16 protein-coding genes and 1 pseudogene are annotated in these 17649 nt (G+C 67.4%); 10 read left to right on the top strand and 7 right to left on the bottom strand.

Annotated features, from left to right (window positions below):
- Nucleotides 1-192: 192 nt before the first annotated feature.
- Together IEY07_RS18060 and IEY07_RS18055 are read left to right on the top strand one after the other, a co-directional pair.
- Complete coding sequence (locus IEY07_RS18060) at nt 193-1968, top strand: ABC transporter ATP-binding protein (protein WP_229670274.1); 1776 nt, start codon at nt 193-195, stop codon at nt 1966-1968.
- A gap of 100 nt (nt 1969-2068) precedes the next feature.
- Nucleotides 2069-2737 (top strand): class I SAM-dependent methyltransferase, encoded by a 669-nt coding sequence (locus tag IEY07_RS18055; protein ID WP_188896795.1) that lies wholly within the window; start codon nt 2069-2071, stop codon nt 2735-2737.
- Between the two features lie 34 nt (nt 2738-2771).
- On the opposite strand, the gene IEY07_RS18050 is transcribed toward IEY07_RS18055, so the two are convergent.
- Nucleotides 2772-4385, bottom strand: coding sequence for an alpha-amylase family protein (locus IEY07_RS18050; RefSeq protein ID WP_229670273.1), 1614 nt, complete (start codon nt 4383-4385; stop codon nt 2772-2774).
- Nucleotides 4386-4676: 291 nt separating this feature from the next.
- Here IEY07_RS18050 and IEY07_RS18045 point away from each other — a divergent pair, with 291 nt between their 5' ends.
- From IEY07_RS18045 to IEY07_RS24825, 3 genes and pseudogenes are all read left to right on the top strand, one after another.
- On the top strand, nt 4677-6182 hold the full coding sequence (locus tag IEY07_RS18045; RefSeq protein ID WP_229670272.1) for a DHA2 family efflux MFS transporter permease subunit: 1506 nt from the start codon (nt 4677-4679) through the stop codon (nt 6180-6182).
- Nucleotides 6183-6236: 54 nt separating this feature from the next.
- Nucleotides 6237-6353: pseudogene (locus tag IEY07_RS24830) on the top strand (LCP family glycopolymer transferase); the annotation flags it as partial.
- A 6-nt stretch (nt 6354-6359) separates the two neighbouring features.
- Nucleotides 6360-6539 carry a hypothetical protein gene (locus tag IEY07_RS24825; protein ID WP_373288883.1) on the top strand — a complete coding sequence of 60 codons (180 nt, stop codon included), beginning with the start codon at nt 6360-6362 and terminating at the stop codon, nt 6537-6539.
- On the opposite strand, the gene IEY07_RS18035 is transcribed toward IEY07_RS24825, so the two are convergent.
- Complete coding sequence (locus IEY07_RS18035) at nt 6536-7699, bottom strand: TDT family transporter (RefSeq protein WP_229670270.1); 1164 nt, start codon at nt 7697-7699, stop codon at nt 6536-6538. The two genes, IEY07_RS24825 and IEY07_RS18035, sit on opposite strands and share 4 nt — an antisense overlap.
- 162 nt (nt 7700-7861) lie before the next feature.
- Between IEY07_RS18035 and IEY07_RS18030 the strand changes: the two genes are divergently transcribed.
- Complete coding sequence (locus IEY07_RS18030) at nt 7862-8767, top strand: LysR family transcriptional regulator (RefSeq protein ID WP_188896794.1); 906 nt, start codon at nt 7862-7864, stop codon at nt 8765-8767.
- Nucleotides 8768-8779: 12 nt separating this feature from the next.
- Here IEY07_RS18030 and IEY07_RS18025 read toward each other — a convergent pair whose 3' ends face one another.
- Nucleotides 8780-9607 carry a sugar phosphate isomerase/epimerase family protein gene (locus tag IEY07_RS18025; RefSeq protein ID WP_188896793.1) on the bottom strand — a complete coding sequence of 276 codons (828 nt, stop codon included), beginning with the start codon at nt 9605-9607 and terminating at the stop codon, nt 8780-8782.
- A gap of 200 nt (nt 9608-9807) precedes the next feature.
- Here IEY07_RS18025 and IEY07_RS18020 point away from each other — a divergent pair, with 200 nt between their 5' ends.
- Entirely contained in the window at nt 9808-10590 is a 783-nt protein-coding gene (locus IEY07_RS18020; protein ID WP_188896792.1) for a response regulator transcription factor, read from the top strand.
- Between the two features lie 17 nt (nt 10591-10607).
- Here the strand turns inward: IEY07_RS18020 and IEY07_RS18015 are convergent, their stop codons facing one another.
- A complete protein-coding gene (locus IEY07_RS18015; protein ID WP_188896791.1) occupies nt 10608-11009 on the bottom strand; it encodes a hypothetical protein in 402 nt (133 codons plus the stop codon).
- 190 nt (nt 11010-11199) lie between these two features.
- Here IEY07_RS18015 and IEY07_RS18010 point away from each other — a divergent pair, with 190 nt between their 5' ends.
- Nucleotides 11200-13734 (top strand): DEAD/DEAH box helicase, encoded by a 2535-nt coding sequence (locus IEY07_RS18010; protein ID WP_188896790.1) that lies wholly within the window; start codon nt 11200-11202, stop codon nt 13732-13734.
- Nucleotides 13735-13845: 111 nt separating this feature from the next.
- On the opposite strand, the gene IEY07_RS18005 is transcribed toward IEY07_RS18010, so the two are convergent.
- Nucleotides 13846-14439, bottom strand: a complete 594-nt coding sequence (locus IEY07_RS18005; RefSeq protein WP_188896789.1) for a hypothetical protein — start codon at nt 14437-14439, stop codon at nt 13846-13848.
- 170 nt (nt 14440-14609) lie between these two features.
- On the opposite strand from IEY07_RS18005, the gene IEY07_RS18000 reads away from it, so the two are divergent.
- Both IEY07_RS18000 and IEY07_RS17995 read left to right on the top strand, forming a co-directional pair.
- Nucleotides 14610-15008, top strand: coding sequence for a VOC family protein (locus IEY07_RS18000; protein WP_229670268.1), 399 nt, complete (start codon nt 14610-14612; stop codon nt 15006-15008).
- Nucleotides 15009-15025: 17 nt separating this feature from the next.
- Nucleotides 15026-15952 (top strand): 1,4-dihydroxy-2-naphthoyl-CoA synthase, encoded by a 927-nt coding sequence (locus IEY07_RS17995; RefSeq protein WP_188896788.1) that lies wholly within the window; start codon nt 15026-15028, stop codon nt 15950-15952.
- Between the two features lie 18 nt (nt 15953-15970).
- Here IEY07_RS17995 and IEY07_RS17990 read toward each other — a convergent pair whose 3' ends face one another.
- On the bottom strand, nt 15971-16777 hold the full coding sequence (locus tag IEY07_RS17990; RefSeq protein ID WP_188896787.1) for a M15 family metallopeptidase: 807 nt from the start codon (nt 16775-16777) through the stop codon (nt 15971-15973).
- A 211-nt stretch (nt 16778-16988) separates the two neighbouring features.
- Nucleotides 16989-17621, bottom strand: coding sequence for a UdgX family uracil-DNA binding protein (locus IEY07_RS17985; protein WP_188896786.1), 633 nt, complete (start codon nt 17619-17621; stop codon nt 16989-16991).
- Between the last annotated feature and the right edge of the window lie 28 nt (nt 17622-17649).

Below are 17649 nucleotides of genomic sequence, written 5' to 3'. Positions count from 1 at the left end.
GATCAGCGATCGCGCCGCACGGCCGCTTGATCGCCTTGAGCACACATGACCTGAGCAGCTACGAAGGGACTTACTCTCATGACAGTGACCACAACGAATGCGCGGTCCTCTCCAACCGGTGGCCCTGATCGCGCCGGCAGTCGCCCGGGCGGTCGAGCCGGGGGCCCGGGTGGTCCGGGGATGCGCGGACCGATGCGCATCGACCCGGCCGACAAGGAACAACTCGCCGAAAGCCCGGTCCGGCTCAGCCGGGTGCTTGCGCTCTTCGCCCCGCATCGCGGTTCGCTCACGATCGTCACCTTGATGATCATCGCGACCTCGGTCGCCGGGCTGGCCAATCCGTTCCTGTTGCGCGGCATCATCGATCACGCGCTGCCCCAGCAGAACGTACGACTGCTGGTGACCCTGGTCGTCGCGATGCTGGCGATCACGGTGATCACCTCCTTGATCGGTGTCGGCCAGACCTGGATCGCGACCCGGATCGGGCAGCAGGTGATGAGCAGCCTGCGGATCAAGGTCTTCGGGCACCTGCAGACCCAGTCGATGTCATTCTTCACCAGGACCCGCGGCGGCGAGGTTCAGTCCCGGCTGACCAACGACATCGGCGGGATGGAGAACGTCGTCACCTCGACGGCGACCTCCATCGCGTCCAATGTCACCACCGTGATCGCGACCGCGATCGCCATGGTCGCGCTGAGCTGGCGGCTCAGCCTCTTCACCCTGCTGGTGCTGCCGCCGGCGATCTGGTTGACGCGCCGGGTTGCCGCGATGCGCCGGGAGATGACCCGGCAGCAGCAGCAGCGGCTCGCCGATCTTGCCTGGCAGGTGGAGGAAGGGCTGTCCGTCAGCGGCGTGCTGTTGACCAAGACCATGGGAGCCGGCGAGCAACGCGCCAACCGCTTCGCCGAGACCTCCCGCGCTCTTGTTGATCTTGCCCTCCGGTCGGAACTGGCCGGCCGCTGGCGGATGGCGACGATGTCGATCATCTTCGCCGCGATCCCGGCCCTGATCTACCTGGTCGCCGGGTTGCCGGTCGGCCGGGCCGGGATCACCATCGGCACCTTGGTCGCATTCGCGGCCCTGCAGTCGTCGATCTTCCGTCCGATGATGGGCCTGCTCAATGTCGCGGCCCAGTGGATCTCGTCGATGGCACTCTTCTCCCGGATCTTCGGCTATCTCGACACCGAGACCGACGTTCCCGAGCCGGCCGAACCGGTCGCCGTCGACCCGGCGACGATCAGCGGGCTGGTCGAGATCCGCGACGTCAGCTACCGCTATCCCGGTGCCGATCGGGACGCGCTGAGCGGGGTGTCCCTGACCATCCCGCCGGGATCGAGCCTGGCGCTGGTCGGCGCCACCGGTTCCGGGAAGTCGACCTGCGCCTCGCTGATCGCCCGGCTCCGTGACCCGTCATCGGGCACCGTGACGATCGACGGCCACGATCTGCGGACGCTGTCCTCGACGACGATTGCCTCGCTGGTCGGCGTGGTCACCCAGGAGACCTACCTGGTGCACGGCAGCATCCGCGACAACCTGTTGATCGCCCGTCCGGCTGCGACCGAGGACGAGTTGTGGCGGGCGCTCTCGGTCGCCCAGATCGACGACCTGGTCGCCGGTCTGCCCGCCGGCCTCGACACTGTCGTCGGCGCGCGGGGCCAGCTCTTCTCCGGCGGCGAGCAGCAGCGATTCGCGATCGCCCGGGTGGTCCTGCGCGATCCGAAGATCCTGGTGCTGGACGAGGCGACAAGCGCTCTGGACAACGCCACCGAACACCGGCTGAAGGAGGCGCTCGCCGCACTCTCCCGGGGTCGGACGACGATCACCATCGCCCACCGGCTGTCGACGATCCAGGAAGCCGACCAGATCGCCGTCCTCGACCACGGTCATGTGATCGAACTCGGCACCGACGCCGATCTGCGCGCCCGTGCTGGCCGCTACGCCGAGCTCGCCGGGGTTGTCACGGCCTGAGTGAGTAAATCAGCGGTCCAGACGGAGAGAAACTGCCGATTCTGGTGAGATCAGCCGATCTGGACCGGCAGAATACTCATCGAGTTTCTAGACTCCCGGCATGAGTCGTCCGACCGAGGTGCTCCTGCAGGCGCTGCGGCCCTGGCTGCGGCTGGTCGAGCAGCATCCGTGGTCGCACAACGACATCTACGCACGATGGATCACCTCCCAGGCGCGGCGGATCCGGACCCCGAGGCCGCGATCGGCCCTCGACATCGGTTGTGGCACGGGCAATCTGGTTGCCCGGCTCGCGGGAGTCGTCGACCAGGTCACCGGCCTGGAGCCTGACCCCGAAGCGAGCCGGATCGCGGCCGAGCGATCTGCCGCAGACCCACGTGTCAGGATCCTGCCGGTCGGCTTCGACGATCGTCCGGACGGCGAGTGGGATCTGATCACGATGGTCGCCGTGCTGCACCATCTGCCGCTGGCCGCGACGCTGACTGCGGTCCGTTCCATGATCAAACCCGGCGGACGGTTGGTGGTCGTCGGCCTGGCCCGCGAGACCCGCGCCGACGTGCCCTGGTCGGCCGTCTCCGTGCTGCTCAACCCGCTGCTGGGCCTGATCCTGCATCCCAAGGCCGATGGTGCGATGCCCGTCGGGATGACCGCCCCGGCCCGCGAGCCTCGAGAGACGCTCGACGAGATCCGGCGGGTCGCCGGTCGGATCCTGCCGGGCGTACGGATCCGCCGCGGGCTGTTCTTCCGCTACACGCTGGTCTGGCAGGCATAGGCGCAGCGCGCCCGGACCTCGGACAAGGCGGGTCCTAGTCCAGATCGTCACCGGCGCCGTACGGTTCCAGCCAGTCGTAGCGTCGCTCGGTGGAACCGATCCGCCAGCGTCGCGGGCTGGTGGAGTGCAGCCAATCCAGCGGCTCGATGCCATCCGGCTCGCCGCCGTCCAGCGCGATCCGTACGGCGGCCTTGAGATCGGCGTCGATCTCGACAGTGCGCTGCGCCGGGTCGACTGACAGGAACAGTGCCGTTCCCGACCTCGCGACCAGGTCCAGGAATTCGCGGTTACGCCGCCACGGCGTCGCAGCGGTGACGGGCACGCAGTCCGCATCGAGGGCGAAGAACCGGCCGTGCTGGGCCAACCGGAATGCCAGGGTGTTGACACCCATCTTCCGGGTCCGCTCCCAGGCCCGGCCCGAGGTGTCGTCCCCGGTCCGCTGGGCGTGGACCAGACCGGCGGCCAGGTGTCCGACGACATTGCAGCCGAGGATCAGGGCGCTACCGGCGTTGTCGTGGATCGTCCGATACAGGCCGAGCAGGATCTCGGCGTTGGTCCGGGACCGGTCCCCGGGCGCCCACCCGGGCTCGGTCTGGCTCCGGCCCATCTGGAAACCCCAGCGGCCGAAGTGGTCGAAGGTCGAGAAGTCGTGCTTGATCAGCTCGAAACCCCAGCCGCTCAGCCGGGCGATGTCGGCCCCGATGACGTCCAGGTTGTCCGGCCGGCTCAGGTCCAGCGGCTGTTCCTGCGCCGGTCGCGGACCCGGCCGCAGCCGGCCAGGATCGTCCACGGTGGACAGTGCGGCAGGTCGCATCCAGATGCCCGGCCGGGCGCCCTCGGCACGGATCCGTCCGGCCAGTCCGGGCATATCGTCGAAGAGACCGGGGATGCCCTCGGTCCACGGGCCTCCGGGTGCGACACCGCCGACGCTCCAGCCGGCGTCGACGACGCTGAACGGCCGGACCGGATGGCCGTCCGCGAGCTCGACGATGGTCCGGGCATCGGTCAGCACCTCCTCGGGGCCGAAGTTGACGCCGTACGCGTAGTACCAGTTGTTGGCCCCGACCAGTGGACCGTCCGGCAGCAGCGGGTCGTCACACATCGCTTCGGTGAGCGCACTCTGGGCCTCGTACGCCGACCCGGATCCCTCGGTCCGGACGATCGTGGCCGCGGCCAGCCTCCGATCACCCAACAGCACGGGCACTCCGCCACTGCTGACGTCCAGCCAGAGCGTGATTCCGTCCTCGTCCAGCGACCAGGAGCAGAAGGCGGACGGCCGGACGCGTACGCCCATCCCGGTCGAATCGCCGGTCGCCGGATCGTAGGCGAGCCAGGACCAGGGCAGCACCCCCTCGGGTTGCCGGTAGCGCCACTGCAGATCACCGTACGAGCGCTCCCAGGCGTCTCCGAGGATCAGGCGGGATTCCGGGATCGGGATGTGCCAGCGCAGCGCCACCTGGCTCAGTTCCACTCCGGGAGCCTCGATCGCGATCTCGAGGTCACCACAGGTGGGCGTCAGATCGACGCGTACGGCTCCGGCTGCGAATCCGGTCTGGGTGGGCCGGGCGGATTCCGGACCGGCGGCGTGGTCGCGTACGACGAAGGTTGCGTCCGGCAACGGGACGAGCGAGCTGCTGTGTTCTGGCACCGGACAAGTCGATCACGTCGATCGCTGCCGGGTGCGGGCGGGCTCGCTCTGCCCGCCGCAGAAACTCTCGGATCAGGTGAAAACCTGATGTGGGGAATAGCCGGGCACCTTAGGGTTGCTGAAGGTTCCGTCGGTCGGCGCTGACCGTCTTGCCTGCTCACCGGGGCGCAGGCTCACCCGCTACGGATGTCGAAATCGGGCCATCTGGATCGACCAAGAGTCAGACCGAGAGTCAGATAGCCGCGAACCCGGCCAACCGCGAGGACCGGAAGCAAGAGAGGTCTCCCGACCGTGACACACCCACAGACACTGTCCCTACCCGCCAACGGGCCGATGTCGGCCCGCGACCGGACCGTGATCGGCATCCTGCTGATCGCCGCGTTCGTGGTGATCTTCAACGAGACCGTGATGAGCGTTGCGCTGCCGCGGCTGATGACCGACCTGCACATCTCCGCCGGCACCGGGCAGTGGCTGACCACTGCCTTCATGCTGACCATGGCGGTCCTGATTCCGACCACCGGTTTCGTCCTGCAGCGGCTGACCACCCGGACGGTGTTCATCCTGGCGATGAGCCTGTTCAGCACCGGCACCCTGCTGGCCGGAGTCTCGAACGGCTTCCCGATGCTGCTGGCCGCCCGGATCGTGCAGGCATCCGGCACCTCGGTGATGATCCCGCTCCTGATGACCACCGTGCTCAACCTGGTGCCGCCGAACCGGCGCGGTTCGTTCATGGGCACCGTCAGCATCGTGATCGCCGTCGCGCCGGCGATCGGCCCGACGATCTCCGGGCTGATCCTGCAGTACCTGTCCTGGCGCTTCATGTTCTTCATCGTGCTGCCGATCGCTCTGATCGCCCTGGTGATCGGCGCGATCGGTCTGGTCAACGTGGGCGAGGAGAACCATCACCGGATCGACCTGCTGTCGGTGGCGCTCACGATCCCGGCCTTCGGCCTGTTCGTCTACGGCCTCAATCAGTTCGGCCAGGCCGGCACTGGGCACGTCCCGGTCGTCGGGATCGTCTCGCTGGCGATCGGGATTGTGTTCCTGCTGGTCTTCGCCGGCCGCCAGCAGCGTCTGCAGCACAGCGGCAATCCGCTGCTCGACCTGCGCGTCTTCGGCTACCAGGCCTTCCGCAAGAGCCTGATCATCACCCTGCTGGCGATGGTGGCGCTGTTCGGCATGATCCTGGTGCTGCCGCTCTACCTGCAGGAGGTCCGCGGCCTCAACACCCTGAGCACCGGGCTGCTGCTGCTGCCGGGCGGTGTGCTGATGGCGATCCTGTCGCCGATCACCGGCCGGTTGTACGACCGCTACGGACCGCGCGGGCTGATGCTGACCGGCACCGGGCTGCTGGCGGTGATGTTGGTGACGATGACCTTCACCACCGTGCAGTCGCCCGTCTGGTTGCTGGCGATCCAGTACGCGATCATGATCGGCGCCGGAATGGGACTGTTGATGACCCCGGCGATGACCAACGGGCTCAATCCGCTGCCGCCGCATCTCTACTCCCACGGCAGTGCGACGTTGATGACCCTGCAGCAGGTGGCGGGGGCTGCCGGGACCGCGTTGCTGATCGCGCTGCTGGCGTTGCGGGCCGGGGCGCTGGGCAGATCCGGCGTGCCGGCGCTGCAGGCCCAGTTGGGCGGCTTCCACCTGGCCTTCCTGGCCGCGGCGATCGCCGCAGCCGGCGCATTCGTGCTGTCACTCTTCGTCACCCGCGCGGTGCCGGCGCAGCCGGAGCCAGTCGCCGGTGCTGCGGAGATCGGCCGCGAACCGGTGCCCGTTCCCGAAGGCTGAGTGAGCTGAGGGTCAGTCTGCCGCACCGGCCCACCCGGTGATGCTGTCCCGGACCTGTACGTCGCGATCTCGGGACACGGGAAGAACAAGATCAACGCCGCGTACGCCGAGGGTGGTCTGCAGCTGACAGCCCGTACGGTGGAGGACCCGCTCGGCATCACGATCGCCCATGCCGCGATGGTTGACTCCCAGGGTCTGACAGAGATCGCCCGCCAGCTGGGCGGTGTGCCGCACAAGCTCGCCTTGTCCCTGCGGATGAGCGGCTCGGACATCGGCCGACTCCGGGTGCCGACCTCCGGCTTCGCGTCGGTGTCCCGTACCACGACTGATGATCACCCGGCGCAGTGCCGGGCCTAGCCGGCCGGGGCCAGCAGCGTGCCGCGGATGATGCTCCCGTGCACGGTCCGCACCGTGACCGTCGCCCAGGCGATCACCAGCGCGGCGAAGTAGATCACCGCGAGCCCGACGAGCAGCGCCGAGCCGGTGTGGGTGGCCAGGCCGCTGAGCCCGGTGACACAGGTTCCGATCGGAAAGGTGAAGGACCACCAGGTCAGGCTGAAGGGAAGGCCGCGTCGGGCCGTGCGCAGCGTGATCGCCGCGGCGATCCCGGTCCACAGGAGTGCGAAGCCCAGAGTGAGGATCCCGTAGCCGAGGCCGGCGGCGTACAGCGCCCGGGCGAGGTCGGCGGGCACCACCAGCTTGGCCTCGGAGCCGAGCAGCCCGGCGGCGGTGATCGACTGTCCCAGCGGCCCGAGGACGATCCACAGAGTTGGGACCATCGCAGCCGGCCCGAGATCATGATGCGCCAGCCGCGACCAGATCATCATGATCACCGGCAGTGAGGCGAAGAGGGTCAGCCCGAACATCGCCGCACAGCAGATGTACAGGGTGAGCCGGGCCTGACCTGCCGGCAGGTATCCCAGCAGTTGCGCTCCGGTGGTCGCAGACACCATCGGCGGCACGATCGGCATCAGCCAGCCACCGAACGCCTGCGGTGGCGCGGCGCTCCGGTCGGCGCCGGCCCGTTCGCGGGTGAATTGCAGGTACGGGATGGCGCAGGCGGTGACCAGACCGCCGATGGTGCCGAGGGTCCACAACACGGTGTCGACGGCCAGCGCCGGCTGCAGGCCGATCAGCCGACGGCCGACGACCAGCGCACCGGAGCCGACCGTCAGGAACGCCATCGGCACCGCGCCGTAGAAGTGGCTGAACACCGGGTGGGTGTGATGGCCGCGTGCCACGCCGGGGTGCAGCAGCCAGTGGGCGACAGTTGCGATGATCAATGTGAACAGCAGCACCGCGGCCCAGATCCAGATCACCAGCGCGATATCGGCCACGCCCGGAATGCTGAGAGGCAACAACACCGAGGAGTTGGCGACGATCCCCGTTCCCATCACTGCGGCGAACCAGTTCGGCGTCAGGTTGCTGAGTGCCAACCTCGGATGATCAAGCTCGGTGAAAAGTCGCCGTCCCCGCGGCGGGGCGGTCGGACGCTGGCGGTCGGTCAGTGCGAACACGCTGCCAGTGTTGCTCTAAGCGTTGTCTCAGTGCAGTGGTCTTAGTCTTGTTCCGGCACAACTAGGAGTTGTAAGCCAGTCGGGGAGATCGGGCCGCGCGGCGGTCGGAATGATCAATGAGGAGTCACCGTGCTGAGTGGTCGGGTACCGGATTTGTCAGCCATGTCGTTGCTGTGTGCGGTGGACCGCGCCGGCAGCCTGTCCGCAGCGGCGGGCGAGATGGGATATTCCCAGCAGGCCGCGTCCTCGCGGATGCGCTCGCTGGAGGCCCAGATCGGGGCCGAGCTCGTACGCCGCAGCCCGACCGGCTCCCAGCTGACCCAGACCGGCCGGCTCGTTGCGGGCTGGGCCCAGGACGTGCTGGGTGCGGCCGAGCGGATGGACTTCGGTATCGCCGCTCTGCATGAGCGGCGTGCGGCCCGGATGCGGGTCGCGGCGAGCCTGACCACCTCGGCGCACCTGGTGCCGACCTGGCTGGTCGAGCTGCATCGCCAGCAGGTGCGGGTCGGGGATCGGCCGACTGATGTGGAGCTGATCACCGGCAACAGCGAGAAGGTGATCAACGCCGTCCGCAACGACAAGGCGGTGGTCGGTTTCATCGAGACACCGGAGCTGCCGAAGGATCTCAAGCACCGGGTCGTCGGGCACGACGAGCTGGTCGTGGTCGTCGCGCCGGGTCATCCGTGGGCGCGGCGGCGTACGGGGGTGACCTTGGAGCAGTTGGCGAAGACGCCGCTGGTCACCCGGGAGCCGGGCTCCGGCACCCGGCGCTCGCTCGAGTTGATCCTGGGCGATCGGCTTCCCGGCACCGAGCAGGCCGAACCGGCGGCCGAGCTGAGCACCGAGGGCGCGATCAAGGCCGCCATCGGTGGCGGGCTGGCGCCGGGCGTGCTGAGCCGGCTTTCGGTCGCCGATGATCTTGCACTCGGCCGACTGACCGCTGTACGGGTCCGTGATCACGAACTGCTCCGGCCGCTGGCCGCAATCTGGCGGACCGGGCGTTACCCGAGTCAGGGTCCGGGACGGGACCTGGTGTCGATCGCCGCCCGCGGGGAGAATGCGGCCTGATTCCTGCGCGGATCAGGCCCACTGCTTCGCCACGATCGTGGCGAAGGCCGTACGGAAGTGCGGGATCGCCACCTCGGGTTCCTCGATCTCGGGATGCCAGGCCTTCTCCCACTCGAAGTCGACGTAGCCGTCGAAGCCACCGGTGATCAAGGTCGCGGCGAGTTCGCCCAGCGGAGCGATCCCGGTGCCGGTGAGTACCAGGTCGAAGCCGTCGGCGTCGGCGAAGCTGGAGTCCTTGGCGTGCACCTGGCGGATCCGCTCACGCAGATTGGCATAGGTGCGGTCGATCGGCTCGCCGTGTCGCCAGCTGTGCAGGAAGTCCCACAGGACGCCGAGCCGATCGCTGCTCTGATCGAGGATCAAGCTCACCTTGTCGGATGTGCTGAAATCGTCATGGGTTTCCAGCAGGGTTTGCACACCCTGGGCCCAGGTTTCCTCCGCGACGTCGCCCAGGCCCTCGGCGATCGGTGCGGCATGATCGACTGGTTCGGAGCCCTTGGGGATCGGTCCGCCGAATACCCGCAGGTAGCGGGCGCCGAGCCCGTTGGCGATCTCACAGTTGATCTTGGCGAGCTCACGTTGGGCGGCCCGCTCGGCCGAGTCGGTGGAGGTAAACCGAACGCTGGTGTCGATGCAGTTCACGGCGATACCGGCGTCGTCGAACACCTTCCTGGTCTCAGAAATCCGGGCCGGTGAGAACTCCTCGAGCCCTGCCAGGTCGACGACGCCGCGGATGAATCTGAGCTCGACCCCGTCGTAGCCGCTGTCCCGCGCCAGTTCGGCCACCTGGTGGACGCCGTAATCCGGGCAGCCGAGGGTGCTGAATCCAACCTTGAACATCGATGTTCCTCTCGTGCGGCCGTTGTGTGCCCGGCCACAGATACCTGTACGGTCCTGGCGAGACAGGTTAGCGGTGTCCGATGGGGCTGATCAGTGTCCAATGGTCGGTCGATCGGGAAGCCGATAGGCAAGGTGTCATCCGCTGCCGGTGTCAGGCGCGGATTGTTTTGTTTGGAACAGATCCAGGTACGGTGAGGTGCATGGTAGACGGGGATGAACGTCGGGTAGCCGTCATCATCGAGGATGACGCTGACATCGGCAATCTGCTGGCCGCTGTGCTGGCGGAGGCCGGTTTCGTGTCGTTTCAGGCGACCACCGGGGTCGAGGGGATCGAGGCTGTCCGGGAACACGACCCGATCCTGACGACACTGGACATCAGCCTGCCGGGGATCGACGGTTTCGAGGTTGCCCGGCGGATCCGCGAATTCAGTTCGACCTACGTGATCATGTTGTCTGCGCGAACCGACGAGATCGACACCCTGATGGGCCTGGATGCCGGCGCCGACGACTACGTGACCAAGCCGTTCCGGCCGCGGGAGCTGCGGGCCCGGGTGGAGGCGATGCTGCGCAGGATGCGTCGCTCGCCCAGCAACCCGCTCGGTGCCGAAGCTTCTTCTGCACAGGCCGACGGTGAAGTGACCGAGGAGGCCGGTGGCGAGGGTTCCGGCTGGCTGGCCCACAACGGCCTGCGGATGCATCCGCAGATGCGGCTGAGCGAGCTCGACGGCGAGCCCGTCGAGCTGACCCGCAGCGAATTCGACCTGATGTTGGCCATCCTGGAGCGTCGCCGCCGGGTGATTACCAAGAACGAGCTGGTGCTGGAGCTGCGCGGCGACAGCGGGACCGGCGGCTACATCAGCGACAACGACCGCCGTGCGGTCGAGGTGCATCTGGCCAATCTGCGGCGCAAGTTGGGCGATCCGGTCGGCAAGCCCCGGTTCGTGCAGACCGTCCGTGGCGTCGGCTACCGGCTGGCGCCCTGATCGGGCTCGCGGCCCGGCTACGGTCGGACGACTGCGCCGACCCCCTCCGACTCGGGACTGTTGAGGATGCGGGTCAGCCGGGCCTCGGCACACCGCACCTGGGCGACCAGGCTGGCGCGGCCGGCGTCGATGGCCGACAGATCGCCGGAGGAGGCGTGCAGTCGCAGGTCGTCGGCGGCTTCGACGACGCCGGTGGCGCCCAGCATCGAACTGGACGTGCCGAGACTCAGCAGTCCGACAACGACCGCGGGAATGTCGCCGCCGGCCAGGTCCCGCTCGATCCGGTCCAGGCGGAATTGCAGCAGCCGGAGGTAGTCGCCGACGAAACGTCGGACGACCGGTGCGTCGAGATGCAGCGTCGAACACAGCGTCCGCAGGTCGCCCTCTGCGGACGAGTTGCGTTCACGGCCTTCCTGCATAAGCTCTCCTTACCCTTGTCGTCAACGGTGACGCGAGGGGCCAATGTACCCATTGGTAGCGGCGCGACTTTCGCTCAACATTCGGCCAAATCCGAAGCGCAACGAGGTTGCAATATTCTCTCCTCCATCGCCATTCACAGTGCGGACAGGCACACTGCAGACAGAGAATTCCTACGAACCGTTGGGCGAGATGACACTCACTGACCTGCTGCCACCGGTCGCCGATCCCGATGCGCTGTACGAGATCTTCACCGGATGGGCGAGCCGACGTGGCACCGCGCCGTATCCGACCCAGTCTGAAGCGATGATCGAATTGCTGACCGGCTCGAATGTGATCATGGCCACGCCGACCGGCTCCGGAAAGAGCCTGGTGGCGACTGCCTGCCAGTTCGCAGCGCTGGCGCACCGGCGTGCCGGCGCCGGGCGGGTCTACTACACGGCGCCGATCAAGGCTCTGGTCAGTGAGAAATTCTTTGCTGCGACAGAGATCTTCGGCACCGACCAGGTCGGCATGATGACCGGTGATGCCGCGGTGAATCCACAGGCACCGATCATCTGTTGCACCGCAGAGATTCTGGCCAACATCGCGCTCCGGGATGGATCGGCGGCCGACATCGCCGCGGTGATCATGGACGAATTCCATTTCTACGCCGATCCGGATCGGGGGTGGGCCTGGCAGGTGCCCTTGATCGAACTTCCACAGGCACAATTCCTTCTGATGTCGGCAACGCTCGGTGATGTCACGAAGTTCCGTGACGATCTCATCCATCGGACAGGGCGTCCGACTGCGGTGATCGAATCGACGGAGCGCCCGGTCCCGTTGATCTACGAATATGTGACGACACCGCTGCACGAAACGATCACCGAACGGCTGCAGACCCACCAGGCACCGATCTACGTCGTGCATTTCAGCCGGGCTGCCGCGATCGAACAGGCGCAGGGGCTGGTCAGCCTCAAGATCGCCGATCGCGACGAGAAGGACAAGATCGCGGAGCTGATCGGAGGCTTCCGCTTCTCCGCGGGCTTCGGCCGTACGCTGTCACGACTGGTCCGCAACGGCGTCGGCGTGCACCACGCCGGGATGCTGCCGCGCTACCGGCGGTTGGTCGAGCGGCTGGCCCAGGCAGGTCTGCTGAAGATCATCTGCGGCACCGACACCCTGGGGGTGGGTATCAACGTGCCGATCCGTACGGTGCTGTTCACCGCGTTGAGCAAGTACGACGGCGTCCGGCCGCGGCTGCTGACCGCACGCGAGTTCCATCAGATCGCCGGCCGGGCCGGCCGGGCCGGTTACGACACTGTGGGCATGGTCGTGGTGCAGGCGCCTGATCATGTGGTCGCCAACGAGAAGGCCCTGGCCAAGGCGGGCGACGATCCGAAGAAGCGGCGCAAGGTCGTGAAGAAGAAGCCGCCGCCGGGTACCGTCGGCTACGGTCGGCCGACCTTCGACCGCCTGGTCGAGGCACAGCCGGAGCCGCTGGAGTCCAGCTTCGCGGTCAGCAACGCGATGGTGCTCAATGTGATCAACCGCCCGGGTGACTGCATGGCGGCCATGAAGCACCTGCTGACCACCAACGACGAACCGCCGATCCGGCAGCGCCGGCACATCCGGCGGGCACTGGCGATCTATCGCGGGCTGCGGCGGGCGGGCATCGTGGAACAGCTGGACGAGCCCGATGATCTTGGCCGCCAGGCCCGGCTGACGGTTGAGTTGCAGGACGATTTCGCGCTGAACCAACCGCTGTCGGCCTTCGCACTGGCCGCGCTCGACCTGCTGGACCCGGAGTCGCCCAGCTACGCGCTGGACCTGGTGTCGGTCGTCGAGGCGACCCTTGAGGACCCGCGCCCGATCCTGATGAGCCAGCGCGACCGGGCCCGCGGTGAGGCCGTACGGCAGATGAAGGCCGACGGCCTGGAGTATGAGGAGCGGATGGAGCAGTTGGAGGACGTGACGTATCAGCGTCCGTTGCTCGACCTGCTGGAGCCGGCGTTCGCGACCTATCTGCAGACCCATCCGTGGCTGGCCGACACCCCGGTGTCACCGAAGTCGGTGGTGCGGGAGATGGCGGAGCAGGCGATGAACTTCACCGAATTCGTGTCCTCCTACCAACTGGCCCGGTCCGAGGGCATGGTGCTGCGTTATCTCACCGACGCCTACAAGGCGTTGCGGCAGACGGTTCCCGACGAGGCGAAGACCGAAGAGGTGCTGGACCTGATCGACTGGCTCGGCGAACTCGTTCGGCAGACCGACTCGAGCCTGTTGGAGGAGTGGGAGTTGCTGGCCCATCCCGAGCAGGCACACACCGGGGCGGTCGAAGTCGATCTTGCTCCGCCGCCGGTGACCCGCAACCCGCGGGCCTTCCGGGTGCTGGTCCGCAACGCGCTGTTCCGCCGGGTCGAGCTGGCCGCCCGGGACGCGTGGGAAGCTCTGGGGGAGTTGGACGCCACTGCCGGCTGGGATGCCGACGCCTGGGCCGACGCGCTCGACCCCTATTACGACGACCACGACGAGATCCTGCTCGGACCCGATGCTCGCGGGCCCGCAATGTTGATCATGGACCAGAACCCTGAGCCTGTCGGAGGGCGGGAGTGGAGGATCCGGCAGATCTTCGATGATCCCGAGGGTGATCACGATTGGGGCTTCTCGGCCGTTGTCGATCTTGATGCCAGCGACGTCGAGGGCGTGCCGGTGGTACGCGTTACCTCGGTCGGCCGCCTCGACTGACCCGCCGAGGAGTCACTTATTCCTCAATCTGTGCGGCGTGTCGCCGAGTTTGGTGACGGCGCCGCCGCGACACGCCGCGCACGTGAAGGACTTTGTGACCCCGCGGCGGGGTTAGAGGCCGGGGAGCAGAAGGGTGTCGCCGATGCTGATCACTCCGGAGCCGGTGGCTGCGGCGCGGTAGCCGCGATGGCCGTCGTCGAGATCGATCAGCGCCTTCCGGACGGCGTCACTCACCTCCGCCGAGGCGCCTTCGCGCAGGCAGAAACGGGAGAATTCCACACACGGGTCGGCCACCCGGCCGAGGCGGAAGTCGATCACACCCGAAGCCGTACGAATCGAGAAGTCGGCGGGAAAGGCGGCTCCGGCCAGTCCGTCGCGGGCATCGACGAGTACCGACTCGCCGGCGACACCGTCGACCAGATGCGGGCCGTACTGCTCACGCAGCCTGAAGTAGTCACCGGTCCCCAGGACCGAGATGCCGCCGCGGCCCTTACGGTCCCGGGACTGCGGATGGTCCTGGTGGTGGACGTCGATCGCCGAATGGTCGCCGGAGTCGTCGCTCCATTCGCCATGGTTACCGCGCTCGGAGACCAGCAGCCGGTCGACGCGCTGCAGGCCTTCCGGCCGGTATTCGCGGTACGGCGCCCGTCCCGGCTTCAGCGGCCGGGTCTGGATCTGCAAGCCGACGATGCGGAACTCTGCCATGGGTTCATTCTGGGGCACTGTCCGGGGGCGGTGGCAGCCTCCTGTCAGCAGCTGACACGGGAAGGCAGGGATCATGACCGACGCGACGGATACGACGGATACGACGGATACGACGGATACGACGGATACGACACCGACGGGTACGGGGCGGGGGTCGCAGGACTGGGCAGTTGCAGGTCGACGCCCGGGACGCTCACATAATCGCGGATTTCTGGATCGCGGCCCTCGGCTACGAGCTGGAGGACAACACCGCCTTTGTCGAGGACCTGGTGAGGAAGGGTGTGGTGCCGGCAGAGCAGACTTTCCGGCGCCCGGACGGCGTGCTGTCTTTCACGGGCTTCGAGGCGATCCGTGGCGGAGGACCGCGGATCCTCTTCCATACGGTGCCGGAGGAAAAATCGATCAAGAACCGGCTGCACCTCGACATTAATGTCGGCAAGGACCGGATGCACGGCGAGGCCGAGCGTCTGGTCGGGCTCGGCGCCACACTGCTGCGGGAGATCGAGGACCCGAGTGGTCACTGGATCGCGATGCTCGATCCCGAGGGCAACGAATTCGACCTGCAATAGGCCTCTAGAGTCAACACGTGACCGAGAGCAATGTCGAGAACCCGTTCCGGCCGGAGTTGTGGCAGCTGGTGCCCGGCTTCAAATTCACCGACATCACCTATCACCGCGCCGTCGACGCGCCGGTGGTGCGGATCGCATTCGACCGGCCCGAGGTCCGCAATGCCTTCCGGCCGCACACGGTCGACGAGCTCTACACCGCGCTCGACCATGCCCGGACCTCCTCTGACGTCGGCGCGATCCTGCTGACGGGCAACGGGCCGTCACCCAAGGACGGCGGCTGGGCCTTCTGCAGCGGCGGCGACCAGCGGATCCGCGGCCGCGCCGGCTATCAGTACGCCGAGGGGGAGACCGCCGAGGAAGCCGACCCCGGCCCTGGGAATCGGACACAGCTCGGGCGGTTGCACATCCTCGAAGTGCAGCGGCTGATCCGATTCATGCCCAAGGTGGTGATCGCCCTGGTCGGCGGCTGGGCCGCCGGTGGCGGTCACAGCCTGCACGTCGTCTGCGACCTGACCCTGGCCAGTGCCGAACATGCCCGCTTCAAGCAGACCGACGCCGATGTCGGTTCCTTCGACGCCGGATTCGGCTCGGCGTACCTGGCCCGCCAGGTCGGGCAGAAGTTCGCCCGGGAGATCTTCTTCCTCGGCCAGACCTACGATGCCGAGGAGGGCTACCGGATGGGCATGGTCAACAAGGTCGTCCCGCACGCCGACCTGGAGGCCGTCGGCCTGGAGTGGGGCCGGATCATCTGCGGCAAGAGCCCGACCGCGCAGCGGATGCTGAAATTCGCCTTCAACGCCATCGACGACGGACTGGTCGGCCAGCAGGTGTTCGCCGGCGAGACGACCCGATTGGCGTACATGACCGACGAGGCCGTCGAGGGCCGCAACGCCTTCCTCGAGAAGCGCGATCCCGACTGGAGCGACTTCCCCTACTACTACTGAGGACCGTCATCCGGCTGGTCACGCGCCGCCGGTGACACCGAAGAAGGTCTCCAGGCAGGTCGCGTGGGTGCGGTGGAGTTCAGCGGCCAGCGGTTTGCCGACGTAGCGGATGTGCCAGGGTTCGGCGGAGTAGCCGGTGACGGCCTTGTCGGCCGCTGTGTAGCGGATCACGAAGCCGTAGCGCCAGGCGTTCGCGGCGAGCCAGCGGCCGCCTTCGGTATTCCCGAAGCAGGACTGCAACGAGCATTTCGTGCTGTAGGCGAGATCGAGATCGACGGCCAGCCCGGTCTGGTGCTCGCTGTAGCCGGGTTTGGCCGACCACTTCTCCGCTGCGGACCGACCCTGCTGGGCGGCAAGGCCGTGGAAGACCGTGCGCTGATAGTCGTAGGACCGGTAGCCGCTCACCACGTGCAGGTGTCTCTTCGCTTTCAATGAACCGGCGAGCAGTTGTCGCAATGCCGGAGCCATCCGCCGGTCCACCTGGCGGCCGTCGACGACCGTGAGCTTCGGCCGGTATTTCAGTGGCTTCAGGGGATGCTTCTTGTTCACGATCACCCACAGGCTGCCGGCGTTGGTGACCGAATAGGCGTGCTTGTCGAAGCCGGCGGTTGTTGGCCGAGCGGTCGCCGATTTGGCCGGACGGGTCCGGCCCTGGCCCTTGGTCGTGGCGTCGGCCGTGCCGGTGGGCGACGGATGGGTTGCAGGCGGTGTGGAGGCGCAGGCGGCGATGAGCACGGTCAGCACCGCCATGACGAGGCCGAAGCAGGCCAGCCCGACCCGGGCATTGGTCCGTTCGCCACCGTCGTACCGCGTCTGACCTCGCATCGCGTCCTTCCTGGCTCCCAATATCGATCGACCGATATCGATCGACCGGTATTCGATCGGCCGGACCGATGGTGGTCCGGCACCGGTCCATTCGATCAGAGAACACGACGTTTCCCGGACATCTGCGCGCGTGGGGTCCGGACTCGCGATCTCCATCAAGCGCGAGGTCGCGGGCCGTTCACGCGAACGTCACCGGGGTTCGGCGGGATTGTCAGCCAGCAAGCCGGTCGGCGGCCAGTCGAAGATCATCCACCAGTCCGTCGAATGCCGCCGCCCGATCGTCGGCCCGTAGCGCCGCCGATGGATGGATGGTGATCACGGCCCACGCCCGCCGGTCCGGGAGGTCGATGATCGCGCCGCGATGATCACCGACGGTGAAGTCCGGCCCGTAGAGGGTGTGCGCTGCCACGCTGCCGAGAACGACCGCACCCTCAGGTCGTACGACATCCAGTTCGGCCTCCAGCCACGGGCGACAGGCGGCGACCTGGGTCTGGCTCGGAGTCTTGTGGATCCGCCGCTTGCCGGTCGCGCCGCGGGTCTGGTACCGAAAATGCTTGACGGCGTTGGTCAGGAACAGCTCACCGCGATCCAGTCCGGCGACCTGCAGCGCCTTGTCCAGCAGGTGCCCGGCAGGCCCGGTGAAGGGATGCCCGGTGCGGTCCTCGACGTCGCCGGGTGTCTCGCCGATCATGATCAACCGGGACCGCTTCAACCCCTCGCCGAAGATGGCCTGGGTCGCATCCCGGTAGAGATCGCAGCCGTGGCAGTGATCGATCGCCTTGCGCAGCTCGGTCAGATTCCGCCGCCGCGGCAGGTACTGCTCGGCTCCCGGATACCGTGCCATGGCGATCCGGTACCCACTCGGCCCACAT

It is taken from the genome of Microlunatus endophyticus, assembly GCF_014646195.1.
Lineage (GTDB): Bacteria > Actinomycetota > Actinomycetes > Propionibacteriales > Propionibacteriaceae > Microlunatus > Microlunatus endophyticus.
This window is presented reverse-complemented; position numbering and strand designations above follow the sequence as displayed.